General features: G+C 46.9%; 15 protein-coding genes. 5 read left to right on the top strand and 10 right to left on the bottom strand.

Annotated features, from left to right (window positions below; all coding sequences use genetic code 11):
- Positions 1-49: 49 nt before the first annotated feature.
- From Q4Q57_RS01630 to pepA, 5 genes are all read right to left on the bottom strand, one after another.
- The gene (locus Q4Q57_RS01630; protein WP_311889400.1) at positions 50-499 is read right to left on the bottom strand and encodes a cytochrome c; all 450 of its coding nucleotides are present in this window, start codon (positions 497-499) and stop codon (positions 50-52) included.
- Between the two features lie 339 nt (positions 500-838).
- Entirely contained in the window at positions 839-3,715 is a 2,877-nt protein-coding gene (locus Q4Q57_RS01625) for a valine--tRNA ligase (RefSeq protein ID WP_311889398.1), read from the bottom strand.
- A gap of 20 nt (positions 3,716-3,735) precedes the next feature.
- On the bottom strand, positions 3,736-4,239 hold the full coding sequence (locus tag Q4Q57_RS01620; protein ID WP_071938331.1) for a DNA polymerase III subunit chi: 504 nt from the start codon (positions 4,237-4,239) through the stop codon (positions 3,736-3,738).
- A 247-nt stretch (positions 4,240-4,486) separates the two neighbouring features.
- Positions 4,487-5,530 carry a diguanylate cyclase domain-containing protein gene (locus tag Q4Q57_RS01615; RefSeq protein WP_311889394.1) on the bottom strand — a complete coding sequence of 348 codons (1,044 nt, stop codon included), beginning with the start codon at positions 5,528-5,530 and terminating at the stop codon, positions 4,487-4,489.
- A 457-nt stretch (positions 5,531-5,987) separates the two neighbouring features.
- Positions 5,988-7,496 carry a leucyl aminopeptidase gene (pepA, locus tag Q4Q57_RS01610; protein ID WP_012197436.1) on the bottom strand — a complete coding sequence of 503 codons (1,509 nt, stop codon included), beginning with the start codon at positions 7,494-7,496 and terminating at the stop codon, positions 5,988-5,990.
- Between the two features lie 243 nt (positions 7,497-7,739).
- Here pepA and lptF point away from each other — a divergent pair, with 243 nt between their 5' ends.
- Positions 7,740-8,852 carry an LPS export ABC transporter permease LptF gene (lptF, locus tag Q4Q57_RS01605; RefSeq protein ID WP_311889393.1) on the top strand — a complete coding sequence of 371 codons (1,113 nt, stop codon included), beginning with the start codon at positions 7,740-7,742 and terminating at the stop codon, positions 8,850-8,852.
- Positions 8,849-9,907, top strand: coding sequence for an LPS export ABC transporter permease LptG (gene lptG / locus Q4Q57_RS01600; RefSeq protein WP_006085768.1), 1,059 nt, complete (start codon positions 8,849-8,851; stop codon positions 9,905-9,907). The genes lptF and lptG overlap by 4 nt, the downstream gene beginning before the upstream one ends.
- A gap of 127 nt (positions 9,908-10,034) precedes the next feature.
- Here lptG and Q4Q57_RS01595 read toward each other — a convergent pair whose 3' ends face one another.
- The 5 genes from Q4Q57_RS01595 to Q4Q57_RS01575 form a co-directional block, all read right to left on the bottom strand.
- Positions 10,035-10,544 carry an RDD family protein gene (locus Q4Q57_RS01595; RefSeq protein WP_006082594.1) on the bottom strand — a complete coding sequence of 170 codons (510 nt, stop codon included), beginning with the start codon at positions 10,542-10,544 and terminating at the stop codon, positions 10,035-10,037.
- Between the two features lie 53 nt (positions 10,545-10,597).
- Entirely contained in the window at positions 10,598-10,855 is a 258-nt protein-coding gene (locus Q4Q57_RS01590) for a DUF2960 domain-containing protein (protein ID WP_006082593.1), read from the bottom strand.
- Positions 10,856-10,884: 29 nt separating this feature from the next.
- Positions 10,885-11,235, bottom strand: coding sequence for a DMT family protein (locus Q4Q57_RS01585; RefSeq protein WP_006082592.1), 351 nt, complete (start codon positions 11,233-11,235; stop codon positions 10,885-10,887).
- A complete protein-coding gene (locus Q4Q57_RS01580) occupies positions 11,232-11,729 on the bottom strand; it encodes a GNAT family N-acetyltransferase (RefSeq protein ID WP_311889381.1) in 498 nt (165 codons plus the stop codon). Before Q4Q57_RS01580 ends, Q4Q57_RS01585 begins: the two co-directional genes overlap by 4 nt.
- A gap of 443 nt (positions 11,730-12,172) precedes the next feature.
- Entirely contained in the window at positions 12,173-13,678 is a 1,506-nt protein-coding gene (locus Q4Q57_RS01575; RefSeq protein ID WP_311889380.1) for a carboxypeptidase M32, read from the bottom strand.
- A 63-nt stretch (positions 13,679-13,741) separates the two neighbouring features.
- Between Q4Q57_RS01575 and Q4Q57_RS01570 the strand changes: the two genes are divergently transcribed.
- The 3 genes from Q4Q57_RS01570 to Q4Q57_RS01560 all read left to right on the top strand — a co-directional run bounded on the left by Q4Q57_RS01570 (position 13,742) and on the right by Q4Q57_RS01560 (position 16,865).
- Positions 13,742-14,308, top strand: a complete 567-nt coding sequence (locus Q4Q57_RS01570; RefSeq protein WP_311889379.1) for a DsrE family protein — start codon at positions 13,742-13,744, stop codon at positions 14,306-14,308.
- A 106-nt stretch (positions 14,309-14,414) separates the two neighbouring features.
- Positions 14,415-15,050, top strand: a complete 636-nt coding sequence (locus tag Q4Q57_RS01565) for a YqiJ family protein (protein ID WP_311889378.1) — start codon at positions 14,415-14,417, stop codon at positions 15,048-15,050.
- A gap of 36 nt (positions 15,051-15,086) precedes the next feature.
- The gene (locus tag Q4Q57_RS01560; RefSeq protein ID WP_107402360.1) at positions 15,087-16,865 is read left to right on the top strand and encodes a flotillin family protein; all 1,779 of its coding nucleotides are present in this window, start codon (positions 15,087-15,089) and stop codon (positions 16,863-16,865) included.
- Positions 16,866-17,013: the final 148 nt, after the last annotated feature.

Genomic DNA, 17,013 nt, shown 5'->3' with positions numbered 1-17,013 from the left:
AAAGCCTGCTAATTAGCAGGCTTTTTGATGGACGAAAAACTAAATAGAACTAGTCTTTCTTATAAACGTCGTGACAACCTTTACAGCTTTTTCCTGTATTCATAAAGGCTTGCTTGATTTCAGCTTGATCACCTTTTTGAGCAATAGTAGCAAGAATGGCGGCATTCTCTTGGAAAGTTTTCATTTTTGCATCGAAATCAGCTCTGTCTTGCCAAACTTTGGCTAAGGCTTCAGTGTCGCCTTTGTCTGAGCCATCAATAAAACCTTCGAAAGGAATTTTTGATAATGCAGCAACATTCGTTGCGCGCATTGCGAAGGTTTCCGCTTCGAAAGGTTTTTTGCCTTTCATCATGGCAGCCATATCGCCGAAGTTATAAGCAATAAGACCAAATGCAGATTGGCGGTATTCAATCGCATCTTTAGAATCTTCGAAATTGTGTGCCTGTGCAGCTGAAGCCAATAGAGTACTGGCAACGAGAGTAAGTAGTAATTTTTTCATCGTATTCTCACAAATTAGCGTCGAAGTGTGACATTGCGCTTCTATTGTACACAAATTAACTTGATGTACTAGAAGCATTTTTGTCAGTTTTTGTCTGGATAAGATGACTAAACGTAACAAGTTATTTGTATGAAAATTGATGTCGGTTTAACAACAACACTAATCTAGATGGTTTTAGTATTAAGCCAGTCATTGTCTAAGAAAGATTTGGCTATATATGAATTTAACAGTAAGCGACTAATTTTTGTATTTAACATAGATATAAGAAGGGCAGCCTAGTGGCTGCCCTTCATTCAGTTAGAACCAATCATAACAAGTGAATCAGAGCAAATGAGAAGCTTAAGCTTCTAACTTAGCGAATTCTAATTTTTGCTCGTTGAGCTTGTCCATGTCACGTTTCAGATCTGTCATCTTAGCACGCTCTTTGTCGATAACCTCGGCTGGAGCTTTTGCCACAAAACCTTGGTTCGACAATTTGCCTTCGATGCGAGCGATCTCTTGACCGAGTTTTTCAAGCTGTTTGTCGATACGGACCATTTCGGCGGCGACATCGATTAAGCCTGCCATAGGGATCAGCAGCTCCATTTCGCCAATCAAACCAGTGGTCGACATAGGCGCAGTTTCGCCATCGGCTAAAATGGTCATGCTTTCTAAGCGGGCAAGTGTGGTGAAGAAGGTTTGGTTGGCTTCAACACGGGCTTTATCCTGCGCGCTAACACCACGAAGTAGGGCATTTAGCGGCTTAGATGGGGCAATGTTCAGTTCGGCGCGAATGTTACGCACAGCGACGATCACTTGCTTAACCCATTCTAAATCGGCCATTGCTGCGCTATCGACTTTAGCGGCATCAAATGTTGGGAACGGTGCCAGCATGATGGTATCACCAGCGACACCAGCTAACGGTTTAACGCGCTGCCAGATGGTTTCAGTGATATACGGCATCATAGGGTGCATCAGGCGTTGCATCGCTTCGAGCACTGTCACTAAGGTGTGACGGGTGCCGCGCATTTGCGCTTCGCTGCCATTTTGCAATACCGGTTTAGTTAATTCTAAGTACCAGTCACAGAACTGGTTCCAAGTGAACTCATACAGGGTATTGGCTGCTAAGTCGAAACGGTAGGCTGTCATGTGATCGTCAAAGGTCTTAACGGTTTGATTGAACAAGCCAATAATCCAGCGATCGGCCAACGACAGTTCCATTTCACCGCCTTTGTGCTCTGGAGAACCAGGGCCACAATCTTGATCTTCTGTGTTCATCAGCACGTAGCGTGAGGCGTTCCATAACTTGTTACAGAAGCTACGGTAACCGTCTAAGCGCTTCATGTCCCAGTTGATGTCACGACCCGTTGATGCCATTGCCGCAAGCGTAAAGCGCAGTGCATCTGTGCCGTGGGCTTCGATACCGTCGGCAAATTCTTTGCGAGTGCTCTTTTCAATCTTGGCTGCCAGTTGTGGCTGCATCATGTTGCCGGTACGTTTTTCAACTAAATCTTCAAGGCCGATACCGTCGATCATGTCTAATGGATCGAGTACGTTACCCTTAGATTTTGACATCTTGTTACCCGCTTCATCGCGGATAAGGCCGGTCACGTAGACAGTTTTGAACGGGACTTGTGGCTTGCCGTCTTCATCTTTGATGAAGTGCATGGTCATCATGATCATACGGGCAACCCAGAAGAAGATGATGTCAAAACCTGTCACCAACACGTCGGTTGGGTGGAAGGTTTTTAAATCTTCTAAATTGTCAGGCCAGCCTAAGGTTGAGAACGTCCACAGGGCTGAGCTGAACCAAGTGTCCAGTACGTCTTCGTCTTGGCGTAAGGTCATTGAGTCAGCGATATTGTGCTTAGCACGGACGTCGGCTTCGTTGCGGCCGACATAGACTTTGCCGTTTTCGTCGTACCATGCAGGGATGCGGTGACCCCACCACAATTGACGCGAAATACACCAGTCTTGAATGTCACGCATCCACGAGAAGTACATGTTCTCGTATTGCTGCGGCACAAATTTAATGCTGCCATTTTCAACGGCTTCGATAGCGGTTTTCGCCATTGGCGCAACAGCCACATACCATTGGTCGGTCAGCATTGGCTCGATAACCACACCTGAACGATCGCCGTAAGGCACTTTCAAGGCATGAGGCGCGATTTTCTCGAGCAGACCTAAGGTGTCAAATTCGGCGACAATAGCATCGCGGGCTTTAAAACGGTCAAGTCCGGCAAAACGTTCAGGCAGGCTGCCATCGAGCGTTTTGTTAAAGGTACCGTCAGAGTTCACCACTTCGGCACTTGCACGAATGGCGGCATCTAAGGTCAGCACGTTGAACATTGGCAGGTTGTGACGTTTACCGACTTCATAGTCGTTAAAGTCATGGGCTGGGGTGATCTTCACGCAACCTGTACCAAAGGCCATGTCGACGTAATCGTCAGCCACGATAGGAATGCGGCGGTTAACAATCGGCAACAGAATAAACTTACCGACCAGTGCTTGATAGCGTTCATCATCGGGATGCACTGCAACAGCACTGTCGCCGAGCATAGTTTCTGGACGCGTGGTAGCGACTTCTAAATAGTCTTTACCATCGGCAGTCAGTTCACCGTCGGCCAGTGGATAACGCAGATGCCACATGTGGCCCTGTTTTTCTTTGCTTTCTACTTCTAAATCAGAGATAGCCGTGTGCAGCTTTGGATCCCAGTTGACCAAACGCTTACCGCGATAAATCAACTCGTCTTCGTACAGACGTACAAACACTTCTTGTACTGCCTTGGACAAGCCTTCGTCCATAGTGAAACGCTCGCGGTCCCAATCAACAGAAGCGCCCATACGACGTAGCTGCTTAGTGATAGTGCCGCCCGATTGCGCTTTCCATTCCCACACTTTATCCATAAAGGCATCGCGACCTAAGTCATGGCGATTTTTGCCTTCTTCGGCTTCAAGCTTACGCTCAACCAACATTTGGGTGGCGATACCCGCATGGTCAGTACCGACTTGCCATAGGGTATTTTTGCCTTTCATCCGTTGGTAACGGGTCAAAGTATCCATAATGGTGTCTTGGAAGGCGTGGCCCATGTGCAAGCTGCCCGTCACGTTTGGTGGCGGGATCATGATGCAATAATTACCTTGGGATTCATCGCCGTGTGGCTTGAAGTAACCTTGCTCTTCCCAGTTTTGGTAAAGAGTTTGCTCGATGGACTGCGGATCGTATGTTTTTTCCATGGGAACGTGTCTGTCTCAAACTAATTAAGTGGATGTGTTGCTAAGTCTTGGGTCTGTAAATTGACCCCTAAGCCGCGATACTGTCGATAACGTTCGCGAGCGACCGCTTTATGCTGATCGTCATTGGCAACAAAATCGATAATGTGGCCAAAGTTTACCGCAAATGGGGGCGCTTGGTCTGCAAGATTAATCAGAACTTGGCGACTTTTGTTGGCGCCGAGGCGATCAAAACCAATTTCAACCGGCGATCCCGTCATCGGGCCTTCACCTTTGAGGTTATGTGGCACAAAAGCACTTGGCTCAAACTGCCATAAAAGTTCATCAATCGCATGGGCTTGCTGCTTATCTTGGCAATGGATATAGACCCATTGTTGTTTCACAAAAGCCTGCTGCGCCAGTTGGCATGCCAGAAGATGCATCTCGCAAAGCGCAGGGTTTGCATTCGCGGTTGCAACAGGTGAATCAACCTTGGCCTTGGCAGGTGATGCCACTGGCGGCATGAGATAAAACAGCACTTGAGTCATGATTTCAATGCCTTGCTTCACTTGTTTTAGTGGCGAACGAAAGGAGCAGTTTACACTAAAAGTTGCTAGGGGTTAATGGTGCAGTATTGGCCTAATGCTAGAGTGTGAGCAAGCTTAGCTGACTTGTTTTTATTTCAGTGTATTTGCGACAGAGACAGATTGAAAATGCTTGTGACCATTACAGGTCTCTGTCTCGATTACTACCATCTAGGCTCTGAGAGTGGACACTGTCTAGCATGTAAGTCGGTTATGCATCAATAGATGAGTGATAAATGAAACAACCACCTTTACCACTGCGCTTAATTTGATACATGCTGCTATCAGCTTGATGAAATAGGGTTTTAGCATCCTGGGCTAAGTTGGGGAAGAGTGATGCTCCTATGCTACAACTCACCTTGAGGGTCACCTTTTCTAAAGGTACTGGTTTTTGTAACTCTGCTAGGATACGGGCTAATAGGGCTTCTACGGCGATAATGTTATTGGCTTCGGCCAACCAAGCAAATTCATCCCCACCTAAGCGACACACATAATCATTTTTCCGTTGCATGTTTTTAAATCGTTGTGCCAATGCTTGCAGTAACTGATCACCAGTTTGATGGCCATAGTTATCATTAACTTGTTTAAAATCGTCTAAATCGATCAGCAACAAGGCGACATGGTTGGTTGGGTGGCGTTGTGCCCTGAGCAAGCAATTATTTAGTTCATTGTCGAATGCGGCTCTATTATACAAGTCGGTTAACGGGTCGTGGGTGGCTTGATACATAATTTCAGCGGCGCTGCGTTTATAATCGGTAACATCACGTGCAATGGCGTAGAGTTGGCTCGTGTTCTCGCTCAGTGCGGGGCAGCGCCAAGAGAGCCAGTGCCACTGACCTTGATTATCGATATAGCGGTTTTCAAAATTAATGCAATCTTGGCCAGAACCTAAACCTTGTAAGGCTTGCACTGTAATCTCTCGGTCATCCGGGTGAATAAGCTCAGTAATAGGTTTGGCTAATAATTCGTTTTGAGTGAAACCTAGTGTCGCCGCAAAAGCAGGATTAACTCTTTTAAAGTAACCATCAAGTGCCGCAATGCAGAGTAAATCGAGTGAGTTTTCAAAAAACCACTCCCAGTCTGCTTTAATTTGCTGATGACGGATTAACTCTGCTTGTAGGCACTCAGTCGTGTGAGTAAGCGTAGAGCGTTCTTGTTCAAGGGTATTAATGCGTTTCTCGAGATTTTCTAATTGCTCAATCTGGCTACGTAGGCGTTGGATGATATGCAGATCGTTTATTGGTTTATCGCTCATGAGATCACCTGTAATGCATTCAGCAATTAGCAGACTCTTCCATTAATGAGCGTTCAGTGCCCAGTTTGAATGTCGTGATTTCGTCCTGATAGTTATGGAGTCTAGTGGTAGTGCTTCGCCGCGCGAACATTAAGTATTATTGCTAATACTGTGGTTCGCAAGTTGCGAATAAGGGGGGAAGCCTTTTATGCTGATGAACTCATTATGCGGTTATTGTTTTATAGCCTCAAACTTAAGTCATCGGGCTTAAAATACTGTTTTATATCAAGGCAAATGAGTTAGTGATTAGGGAGATTAGTTCTGTATTGCAGACATGGCAGTTAAGCCTGTATTTGGGGAAATAATGACATATAAAAAGCCAGCGACTGAATGTCACTGGCTTTTTTTGAAAACGTTCAAGTCTCTTAGAGCGATACCAGTCTTTTGTTTGAGTGAGTCAAATTAAAGCTGAATAATCTTATTCGCCGAGTTCAACGCCAGCACGATTGATCAGGAACTGAGTCAATAGTGGCACTGGACGACCAGTAGAACCTTTGTTAGCACCGCTATTCCAAGCTGTACCCGCAACGTCTAAGTGAGCCCAGTTGTACTTTTTAGCAAAGCGCGAGAGGAAACATGCTGCTGTGATAGCACCTGCTGGACGACCACCTAAGTTGGTCATGTCAGCAAATGGACTGTCGAGCATATCTTGATACTCATCCCACAATGGCATGCGCCATGCGCGGTCACCACTTTGCTCACCTGCACTTAATAGCTCGTGTGCCAGTGGGTTATGCGATGAGAACAGACCCGATGCGTGTTTACCAAGGGCAATCACACATGCGCCAGTCAGAGTCGCTGTATCGATAACCAATTCAGGATCGAAACGCTCAACATAGGTCAACACGTCACACAGAACTAGACGGCCTTCTGCATCGGTATTTAACACTTCAACGGTTTGGCCTGACATAGTGGTCAGAATGTCACCTGGACGGTAAGCATTACCCGATGGCATGTTTTCACAGCCAGCAAGAATACCCACAACGTTGATAGGTAACTTCATGTCACAAATGGCTTTCATGGTGCCGATAACACCCGCTGCGCCGCCCATGTCGTACTTCATTTCGTCCATGGCTTCGCCTGGTTTCAATGAAATACCACCCGAGTCGAAGGTTAACCCTTTACCGACTAATACGATGGGTTTTTCAGTGCTATCGACAGCGCCCTTGTATTCCATCACAGTCATGATGGATTCGTTGGCACTGGCGCGACCGACTGCAAGGTATGAGTTCATGCCCAGTTTGGCCATTTGCTCTTCACCGATAGTGGTGACATGCAGTGTGTCGTGTACTTCAGCCATTTGGCGAGCTTGAGAAGCTAAATAGGCTGGATTACAGATGTTCGGTGGCATGTTGGCCACATCGCGACATAAGTGCATGCCGGCAGACACTGCCATACCATGCTCAATAGCGCGCTCACCTAAGGTTAACTCACGGCGAGTGGGGACATTGAACACTAATTTACGCAGTGGACGGCGAGTTTCACCTTTGCGGGTCTTCAGGGCATCAAAGCTGTAAAGACTGCTATTGGTGGTTTCAACCGCCTGACGTACTTTCCAATAAGTATCGCGTCCTTTCACGTGCAGTTCAGTCAAGAAGCAAACCGCTTCCATTGAACCTGTTTCGTTAAGGGTGTTGATTGTCTTAGTGATGATTTGTTTGTATTGGCGTTCGTCTAGTTCTCGTTCTTTGCCACAACCCACTAATAATACACGTTCACTCAATACGTTAGGAACATGGTGCAGCAACAACATCTGGCCAGGTTTACCTTCCAGATCGCCGCGACGCAGTAGGTTACTGATATAACCTTCGCTAATTTTATCTAATTGCTCCGCGATACCCGACAGACGACGGGGTTCATAAACACCGACCACGATACAGGCTGAGCGTTGTTTTTCGGGGCTACCGCTCTTTACGCTAAACTCCATGAGCACTCCTAGATTCTTAAAGACAAATTTTTATATTTATTGGATAATGTCTGCTTGTCCCGAAAAGGGCCTAAGTTATTACTCCAAAGGTGATTTATTCTCGGCGCTTGAGTCACGCATTTCGTGACATTAAGTTTACCTAGAACCCCTGAAGCTGGTCAGAAAACTATCAAAAGTAAACAGTTTACATGAAAGTTAGTCTGTTACCAGCAAAAAGATAAGTTTAGAGACCGGATCCTGCCTGTGATTGTATTTAAATACCTTATTCGAGAAGTTTTAAAGGCACAAATTGCGGTACTTTTAGTGCTGTTAACTATTTTTATTAGCCAGCATTTCGTGCGTATACTGGCCGATGCCTCCGACGGCGATTTTCCCGCCTCTTTAATCATGACTCTGATTGGGCTTAACTTGCCTTATCTGGTGATCTTAGTCCTGCCGTTAAGTTTGTTCTTGGGGATTTTACTGGCCCACGGCCGTATGTATTCCGAAAATGAGATGGTCATTCTCCACGGTGTTGGGGTCAGTGAGTGGTATGTCACCCGCGTGACGCTGATTCTTGCCGTGATCAATATGTTGTTTACCGGCTATTTATCCCTTTATGTTGCCCCTTGGGCAGAAGAGCAGCAAAACCAAGTGCTCGAAAAAGCCCAGTCCGAAGCCGGGCTTGCGGCCTTAGTACAAGGGCGTTTTCAGGCGAGCCCTAATGGCCGCGCGGTATTATTTGTAGAACGTATTGGTAAAGATAACGAGTTAGATAAAGTGTTTGTGGCCCAGTTGCCAGACCCTGATGATGAAACGGGTGTCACCAATGTGGTGGTCGCTAAAGGCGGGCGAGTGCAGGAAGATAGTACTGGCGCACAGCAATTAAACCTCAATGATGGCGTGCGTTATCAAGGCAGCCCTAAGGCGAAGGACTACCAAATGATCGAATTTGGTGGTTATAAAATGCAAATTAAAGAGCAGCAAGTCGACGAGCGTCGCCGTAAATTATCTGCACTGCCTGTCGATGAACTCGTGAAAATCGAAGGTGCAGAAGCCGTTGCCGAATTCCATTGGCGTCTTGCCATTCCGCTGGCGATTCCGATCATGACCTTGATCGCGGTACCACTCGCGCGGGTAAATGTGCGTCAAGGTAAGTTCGCTAAAATGTTCCCCGCAATACTCTTGTACCTTGGCTATTTTGGCCTCATGGTCGCCGGACGTAAGGCATTGCAAGATGAGATTATCCCTTTGTATCTTGGTATGTGGTGGATCCATATTTCGGCGCTTTTGATGGGGCTGTTCTTACTCGGTAAAGATAGACCTATGTTCAGTCGTATATCGGCTCTGTTTGCCCATAAGAAGGTGGCGGCATGAAGATATTAGACCTTTATATCGCCAGAGTATTGTTAAGCACTTCAGCGCTGTGTTTGCTGGTGTTGACAGGCTTGTCGGGCATCATTAAATGGGTTGACCAGCTGCGCTTAGTCGGCCGTGGCACCTACAGCATGATGGATGCGGGCATCTATGTGTTGTTTTTAGTGCCACGGGATATCGAAATGTTTTTCCCTATGGCCGTGCTGCTGGGCGCCTTGATTGGCATGGGAATGCTGGCATCGAACTCTGAACTTGTAGTGATGCAAGCTTCTGGCATGTCACGTTTGCAGATCACTATGTCGGCGATGAAAACCGCTGTGCCCTTGATGTTGCTGGTGATGGTGTTAGGTGAGTGGGGCGCACCGATTGCCGAGCAAAAGGCCAATGAGTTGCAAGCCATTAAACTCTCAGGCGGGAGTTTAATTAAGTCCCATCGCGGCATTTGGGCAAAGGACGGTGATTTGTTCGTGAACATTGGTGAAGTTGAAAACATCAATAAACTCAACAATATTACGCTTTATAAGTTCAATAGCGAACTTAAGCTCACCAACGTTGTGCATGCGGACCGCGCGGTGTTTTCCCAAGACCGTTGGCGTTTATTCGACGTCAAACGTACTGATTTAAGCTATGAGAAAGTCGTGCTTGAATATCTGGAAGAAGACCAATGGCAGTCGAGTTTAACGCCGGATAAGCTCAGTGTAGTTTCGATTAAACCTGAGGCGTTATCTATCCGCGGTCTGGTCGGTTATCTCGATTACCTTAAAACCAACAGCCAAGATCCTAGCCGCTATGAATTGGCGCTGTGGCGCAAGGTGATGCAGCCAGTGACGGTCGCTGTGATGATGTTAGTGGCTCTGTCGTTTGTATTTGGGCCGCTGCGAACTGTGACTATGGGCGCGCGGGTATTGCTCGGGGTTGTGGCGGGTTTCAGCTTTTATATCAGTAACGAGATTTTCGGTCCTATGAGCATAGTGTATGAGTTACCTGCCTATGTGGGGGCTGTGGCACCAAGCTTGCTGTTTACCGGCGTTGCCTTCTACTTTATCCGGCGATGATACTTATCTTATTACTTCCCATTTAGTCTATAAGAATAGTTTATAAGAACAGTCCCTAAAAAATAGCTCATAAAAAAACGACGCTTTTGCGTCGTTTTTTGTATTTCGGATTTACTTAAGAATAAACTTATGCCCCGTGCCAGTTACGCATTTGATTGGCTTCTTTAGACAATACAACCACTTCTGAGCGGGTCATACTATCTTGCAGGGCAAGCTTGTTGCCATTGATGAGGATCCACAGATTACCAATGCCGAGCAGTGACCAAACAATACGCGCATAAGCTGTGATCATGCTTAAGTTTTGGCCGTTTGGATGTTGGATCTTAAGCCGCCAAGCGCGCATCCCTAAGGTTTGACCGCCCTTACTCCAGAATAAGGCGTAGAAAGTGCCGACACACAAGACGAGCCAGAGTTGATAAATACCATGGTAAATCGGTGTGCCATTGAGCGCGTCAGAGACATGCTCAAAGCCATTCATGCCAGCCAATCCAGAAGCGGTAAGGCCGTAGAAAATGCCAAAGCCCACAGCGCCAGAAACCATATAAACGGCCACGGCTAACAGCGAATCGTAAACGGCAGCACCTAAGCGGCGAAAGAATCCCGCACGGGGAAAGTTAGCATGTTCGGTATTGAGCATCACAGAGTCCTGTTTTTAAAGTGCTTAAAGCGAATACAAATATGGATACCTGCCTAGGCTTCAGGTTCTTCGTCTCTAACAAAGTGGATATTGCTAAAGCCAAAGCGGGCAAATTCTACTTTTCTGAATTCTTTTTCAGCCTTAGCCCCCTTGCGCGACGTCATGGCGACTTGTTGCTCCATGGCTAAAAATTTGGTCAGATCGATACCTTCGGCTTCGGCCACGGCTTCATATAAATCATGGTGTTTGTCGTAGCTAAAGGCGATGGTTTTAGTCTTACCTTTGAAGGTATAAGTGACTTGACGGGCCATGGATGAGCTCTCCTGAAATAAGTCTGAAATTAATTAAATTCACTTCTAAAAATAAAATACACAGCACCTAATATGCACAATCCTGCCCACAGATAATCGAGCTTCAATGGTTCTTTCATATAGAAATAGGCAAAGGGGACGAACAGACTTAAGGTGATGACTTCTTGTAAAATCTTTAACTGGCCGACGTTCATAACCGTGTAACCGATTCGGTTAGCAGGTACTTGCAGCAAGTATTCAAATAGGGCGATGCCCCAACTCACTAAGGCGGCAATAATCCAAGGTTTTGAGCCTAAGGTTTTTAGATGCCCGTACCAAGCAAAAGTCATAAAGATATTGCTTAGGCAAAGTAAACCGATAGTCGTCAGGGTTGGATTCATCTTTCATCTCTATGATTAATTTTATAAATCATGTACATGGCATCGTCGGTATAGCTGCCAAGGCACTTGTCTATGGCCTGAGGTTTAAAGCCCATTTTTAGCCAATAACTGTCGGCGCCTTGAACGGCAACAAGGGACAAGGAATTGAGATTATAACGATCCGCCAACAGTGTTAAGCGAGTGAGCGCCTTAGCACCTGCGCCTAAACCTTGGGCTTTGGCTGAAAGCGCAATATCGTGCAGATATAAAGTATCAGCCTTAGGTAAATGGGTAATGGGCTGATAGAGCGCTGGCGGCATATTGGTGGTCCAAGGGTGAGCCAAGCAATAACCGACAACTGAGCCATTCACTTCGAACACAAAACAGGACTGTGGCGATACCTGCCATTTACTTTGCAGCACGTGCAATGGCTCAGGATCCAGTTGTGAGTAACACTCATCTTGGATTGCTAAAATGGCGTCCCAATCCTGTGGGGTGATTGCTCGCAGTAACATGGCCGACAATTATCCTGTTTCAAAAGTCCTGTTGAAGGAACTCCGTTGAAAGAGTCCTGATTCAAATAAGCTCGGCATTATAACCTCAAGCGGCTTCAAAATGCAGGCTTCAGCGGCAATATAAAGCGCTTTAAAACCTGTATAAACTGAGCTTTCAGCGCTTGTATACCCAAACAACCTGAAGATGCAGGATTCAGCGGGAGTTTAACGCACTTTAGGCAAGGCGGTTATTTGCAGACCTAGCGGGCTAAGTTAAAAATAACCAACGCAGCATAAAGTGCGTTAAAACCCGCCGGGACGGAGCGCCTAGGGCACTTCACTTCCGTGTTGCATCAATTCAAAAGGTGGCCGACATTCTGTCATTGATGCGCCTTGAATTGATGCACCCTAGGCGCTCTGAAACTCGACTCTTCAGGTAGCTTGGGTATAAGCGTTCGCAGCGGTTAAATGCCCAGATATCGTTGACGCAGGTGACGCTCAAGATATTGACCATTTAAGGTTTCGCCCGTTGCTTGGCGGATCAGTTCATCGGTCGTGAGCAAGGATCCCTTTGACCAAATGTGCTCGCGCAGCCATTGGAATACCGAGTCCAACTTGCCTGCATCGATTAGGGCTTCAATCGGTCCTAAGGCTTTTTCCATCGCAAAACGACATTGAGCGGCATACATGGCACCTAAGGTGTAACTTGGGAAATACCCTAGCTCACCGACAGCCCAATGGATGTCCTGCATGCAACCGTCGCGGTAATTGCCATCAGTATTGATCCCCAGTAATTGTTGCATCTGCGTCGACCAAAAATCAGGTAAATCATCGACGGTTAAGCTGCCGTCGACAAAGGCTTTTTCCGCCTCAAACCGCAGCAAAATGTGGCAAGGATAGGTGACTTCATCGGCGTCGACGCGAATAAGTCCGGGATTTACGCGGGTATAATGTTGTGCTAATTCTTGGGCTCTGAAATGACAGTTAAGATGCTGCGCGATTTTGGGCTGCAACTGACGCAAAAATGCCGGATTTGCCCCAAGCTGCATTTCGCAAAATAGACTTTGGCTTTCGTGGACGCCCATAGAACGTGCAAGCCCAGCGGGTTGACCGCGCCACGCTTGAGGTAAACCTTGCTCGTATCTGGCATGGCCTGTTTCATGAACTATGCCCATGATAGCACTGCTAAAATCGGCCTCATTGTAGCGAGTTGTTATCCGCACATCGCTTGGCACGCCGCCACAAAATGGATGGCTACTCATATCCAGCCTGCCGTGATTAAAGTCAAACCCCAAAAACGCCATGACGTCACGGCCAAGGGCTTGCTGCGCGCTGATATCGAAGGGGCCATTGAGCACAAGCTTAGGCTCGTTTGCCTGCTTAGCCAGCACTTCTTGGATGAGTGTCGGTAGCCAATCTTTCAGGCCGCCAAAGGTTTGTTCTAGCTTTGCCGTGGTCATTCCCGGTTCAAATTTATTGAGCAGGGCATCATAGGGCGTGATATTTTGCGCTTCGCCGCGGATCTGCGCTTCTTCCTTGGCAAGGTCGATGACCGCTTTTAGATTGGGCTTAAAGCCCTGCCAATCATTATTTTTACGCTGCTCGCGCCACGCATTCTCGCATTGATAAGCCATCTTGGTTTTGGCTTGTACTAGGTCGCCGGGCACTAAGTTGGCCTGTTGATACTGGTACAGTATTTCCCGCAGATTGGCTTCTTGCTCTGTTGAGAGAGATTCGTCCGCCGCGCCGTGTAAGTGCTCGGCTAAGGCGGCTGAGGTTTTGAGACCGTGGATATGCAGCGCCAGTTCTGCCATAGCATCACCGCGATCTTGACCACCGCCCATCGGCATCATGGCCGCTTGATCCCAGTCACCCAAAGCGCTGAAATGTTCAAAGTGAGAAATTTTCTGGAAATGTGCCGTCAGTTTGTCGTAACTTGGCGTTGGTACTTTAGTCTTAGGTGTGCCCATGGGATTTCCCTTCTGGCGCATAAAACCTGCGCGAATAAATAACAATAACAGGATGATAATACAATGAAGTCAAAATCATATAGCACTAAAACGCTTAAGGCTGCGCTGTGCCTGACCCTCGCCGCTATCGCTTCGACGGCGCAGGCGGGTGTCGATAAATTTGTGGCTGGGCCTGCTATTCCTGAGTTTGGTCAGATTGCTAAAGTCGATAGCATGATGCCCATTCCTAAGGGCATGAAGTTTAAAGTGGCTTTTGATATGAGTAAGGCGGCCGATGTGGGTAAGACGAATCGTCAGCTCGAAAGTTTAGCGCGTTTTATCAACATGCATGTGGCGGCAGGCGTTAAAGAAACTGATATCGAGCTGGCTATGGTGGTGCACGGTGGCGGTATTAGCGATTTAGCGGATGATGTTTTTTATGCCAAGCAGCATTCAGGTGCCGTAAACGCCAATCGCGCTTTGGTTAAGGCTCTGGTTGATCACGGCGTGAAGTTTTATATCTGCGGACAGAGCGCCGCTTATTTTGATTTAACCAATGCCTCATTATTACCTGGTGTTGATATGGCATTATCGGCGATGACAGCCCACGCTATTTTGGCGCAGCAGGGTTACAGTGAAAATCCATTTTAGAGTAAATTTTTAGTTTGGAAATAAGGCTTGGCTTGCTATTCTGTGGCGCATAAGTCGATAATTACAGTGAAATAAATGGAATGCTGTATTGTTCAAGGAGATGACTATGTGGGCGTTTTTAGTTGAGCAGCCTAATTTACCTTACACCATAGCTTTTGCCTGTGTTCTGGCCCTCGGTGTGTTTGAAGCCTTCGCGTTAGTCATTGGCTTAAGCATGATGAGTACGCTAGACCAATGGGTACCTATCGATGCGGATTATGACGCAGATGTGAGCCCTGGCGGACTTACTGGCATTGCCGGTTGGCTGTGCCTCAATCGACTGCCGTTATTGATTTGGTTTGTGCTCGCGCTGACCAGTTTTGCGATAGCGGGTTATATCGTCAATTTTATCAGTTTCAATGTCGCTGGCCTTTTACTGCCGCAATTGTTCACCTTACCCATAGCCATAGTTGCGAGTGCCTTTTCTTGCCGTTATTTCGGTCGAGTGCTGGCCGAACATCTGCCGAAAAATGAATCGAGCGCAATTTCGCTTGATGATTTGAGCGGCTATGTCGCGACTATTACCTTAGGCTGCGCCATCAAAGGTATGCCTTCCGAAGCCGTTGTGCGTGATAAACACCAACAAAAACATTACGTCTTAGTCGAGCCTGAAACCTCGGGCATCGAGTTTGCCTCTGGCACTCAAGTAGTGCTACTTAAGCGTGAAGGCCGTGTCTGGTCTGCTACGCGTTTTGATAATTAATCGTCCCCAGCCATAAATCAATTGAAAGGAAATCAAATGGATGTGTTAACTGATATCGGTTCATCCGGTAGTTTTATTTTGCTCGTTGCCGGTATGGTGTTACTTGGCTTTATCGTGATCGGGTTAATTTTTGCCAAGTTATATAAACGTGCAACCAAAGAAATGGCCTTTGTGCGTACCGGCTTTGGCGGTGAGAAAATCATTAAAGATGGCGGCGCTATCGTACTGCCAGTGCTGCATGAAACCATTTCGGTCAACATGAATACCCTGCGTATCGAAGTGGAAAAAACTCAGAAAGATGCGCTGATCACTAAAGACAGAATGCGTGTCGATGTGAAGGCCGACTTCTACCTACGTGTTGCCCCAAATTCCGATGGTATTTCGATGGCGGCGCAAACCTTAGGTACGCGCACAAACCGCGTTGAAGAGCTTAAAAAACTGATGGAGTCTAAGTTTGTTGACGTACTCCGCGCTGTTGCCGCTGAAATGACCATGACAGAAATGCATGAGCAGCGTGCCGATTTTGTGCAACGTGTGCAAAACAACGTGGCTAACGATCTGGAAAAAAACGGTCTCGAACTCGAGTCGGTTTCGTTAACGGGTTTCGATCAAACTGATCTGCAGTTCTTCAATGAAAACAACGCATTCGATGCCGAAGGTCGTGCGCGTCTGGCGAAAATCATTGAAGAGAAACGTAAAGAAACCAACGATATCCAACAGGATAACCGGATTAAGATCGAGCAACGTAACCTCGAAGCCGAAAAAGAATCCCTAGAGATTGAAAAGTCGGAAGAAGAAGCGCGCTTGATCCAGCAACAGTCTTTGGAATTTAAACGCGCCGATCAAAAAGCGGAAATCATTAAGCAGAAAGAAAATAAGGCCCGTGAAGAACGCGAAGCCGAAATTGCTAAAGAACGCGCTATCGAAACGGCTCAAATCGAAAAGACGAAAGATATCGAAACCCGCGAAATTGAAAAGTATAAGTCGATTGAGCAATCGCGCATTCAACAGCAAAGGGATATCGAAGTTTCTGAGCAGGAAAAACGCATTGCGGTTGCGGCGAAATCTGAAGAAGAATCTGCTGCCCGCGCCCGTGCTGCTGAAGCCGAAAAACTGAAAGTTGAGAAAGAAGAAGCGGTAATCACAGCGCGCCAAGTGGCCGAAGCGAACCGCCGTAAAGAGATTGAAGTGATTGATGCCCGTAAAGAAGCTGAGCGTGATGCGGTAGGTGTAACTGTACAAGCCGAAGCCGAGAAACGTGCCGCCGAAGACAGATCGAGTGCGATTTTGATTGAAGCGCGCGCTAGCGCCGATGCGAAAAAACTGCAGGCCGAAGCGGATGAGAAAGTCTATGCCGTTGAAGCTGCGGGTAAACAAGCGCTTTACGAAGCCGAAAACGTCTTAAGTGATGAGCAAATTGCCCTACAAAAATCCCTCGCGATTTTAAAAGCGCTGCCTGAAATCGTGGCACAAGCCGTTAAACCGTTGGAAAATATTGAAGGCATTAAAATTCTTCAAGGCTATGGCGCTGGCAATCAATTTGCCGCGGGTGGCGAAGGCGCTCACCATCAAGGTGGCATTGCCGAGCAAGTCACCAGTGCTGCATTAAACTATCGTGCTAATGCACCGGTGGTTGATGCCATGCTCAGAGAGTTGGGTTTAGTGAACGGTGATACAGGCACCTTGAATGATTTATTGAACGGCAATAACACGTTAACCGCCGAGGCGTTAAGTGGTGTGAAGTCGTCTCATGCTGAGCTTAAAGATTACAGCCAAACACAAGTGGTCGAGAGTCAAAGCTTGCCTAAGCTGTAAGGTCGATTTAGCTCACTCAATGAGGTTAGCTTGATGACTGAGCTTTATGAGATTAAATCAGCCAAGTAAGCTTTTGCGCTGAGTGAAGTCAGCACTGACTCAAGGCTTGATAAATCAGCTTGATTAAATAAAACCGCTCGCATTATTG

Origin of the sequence: Shewanella sp. SP2S2-6 (genome assembly GCF_031931965.1) — a bacterium.
GTDB lineage: Bacteria > Pseudomonadota > Gammaproteobacteria > Enterobacterales > Shewanellaceae > Shewanella > Shewanella baltica.
Note: the sequence above shows the minus strand (reverse complement) of the source record. Positions and strands in the feature narration are given on the sequence as shown.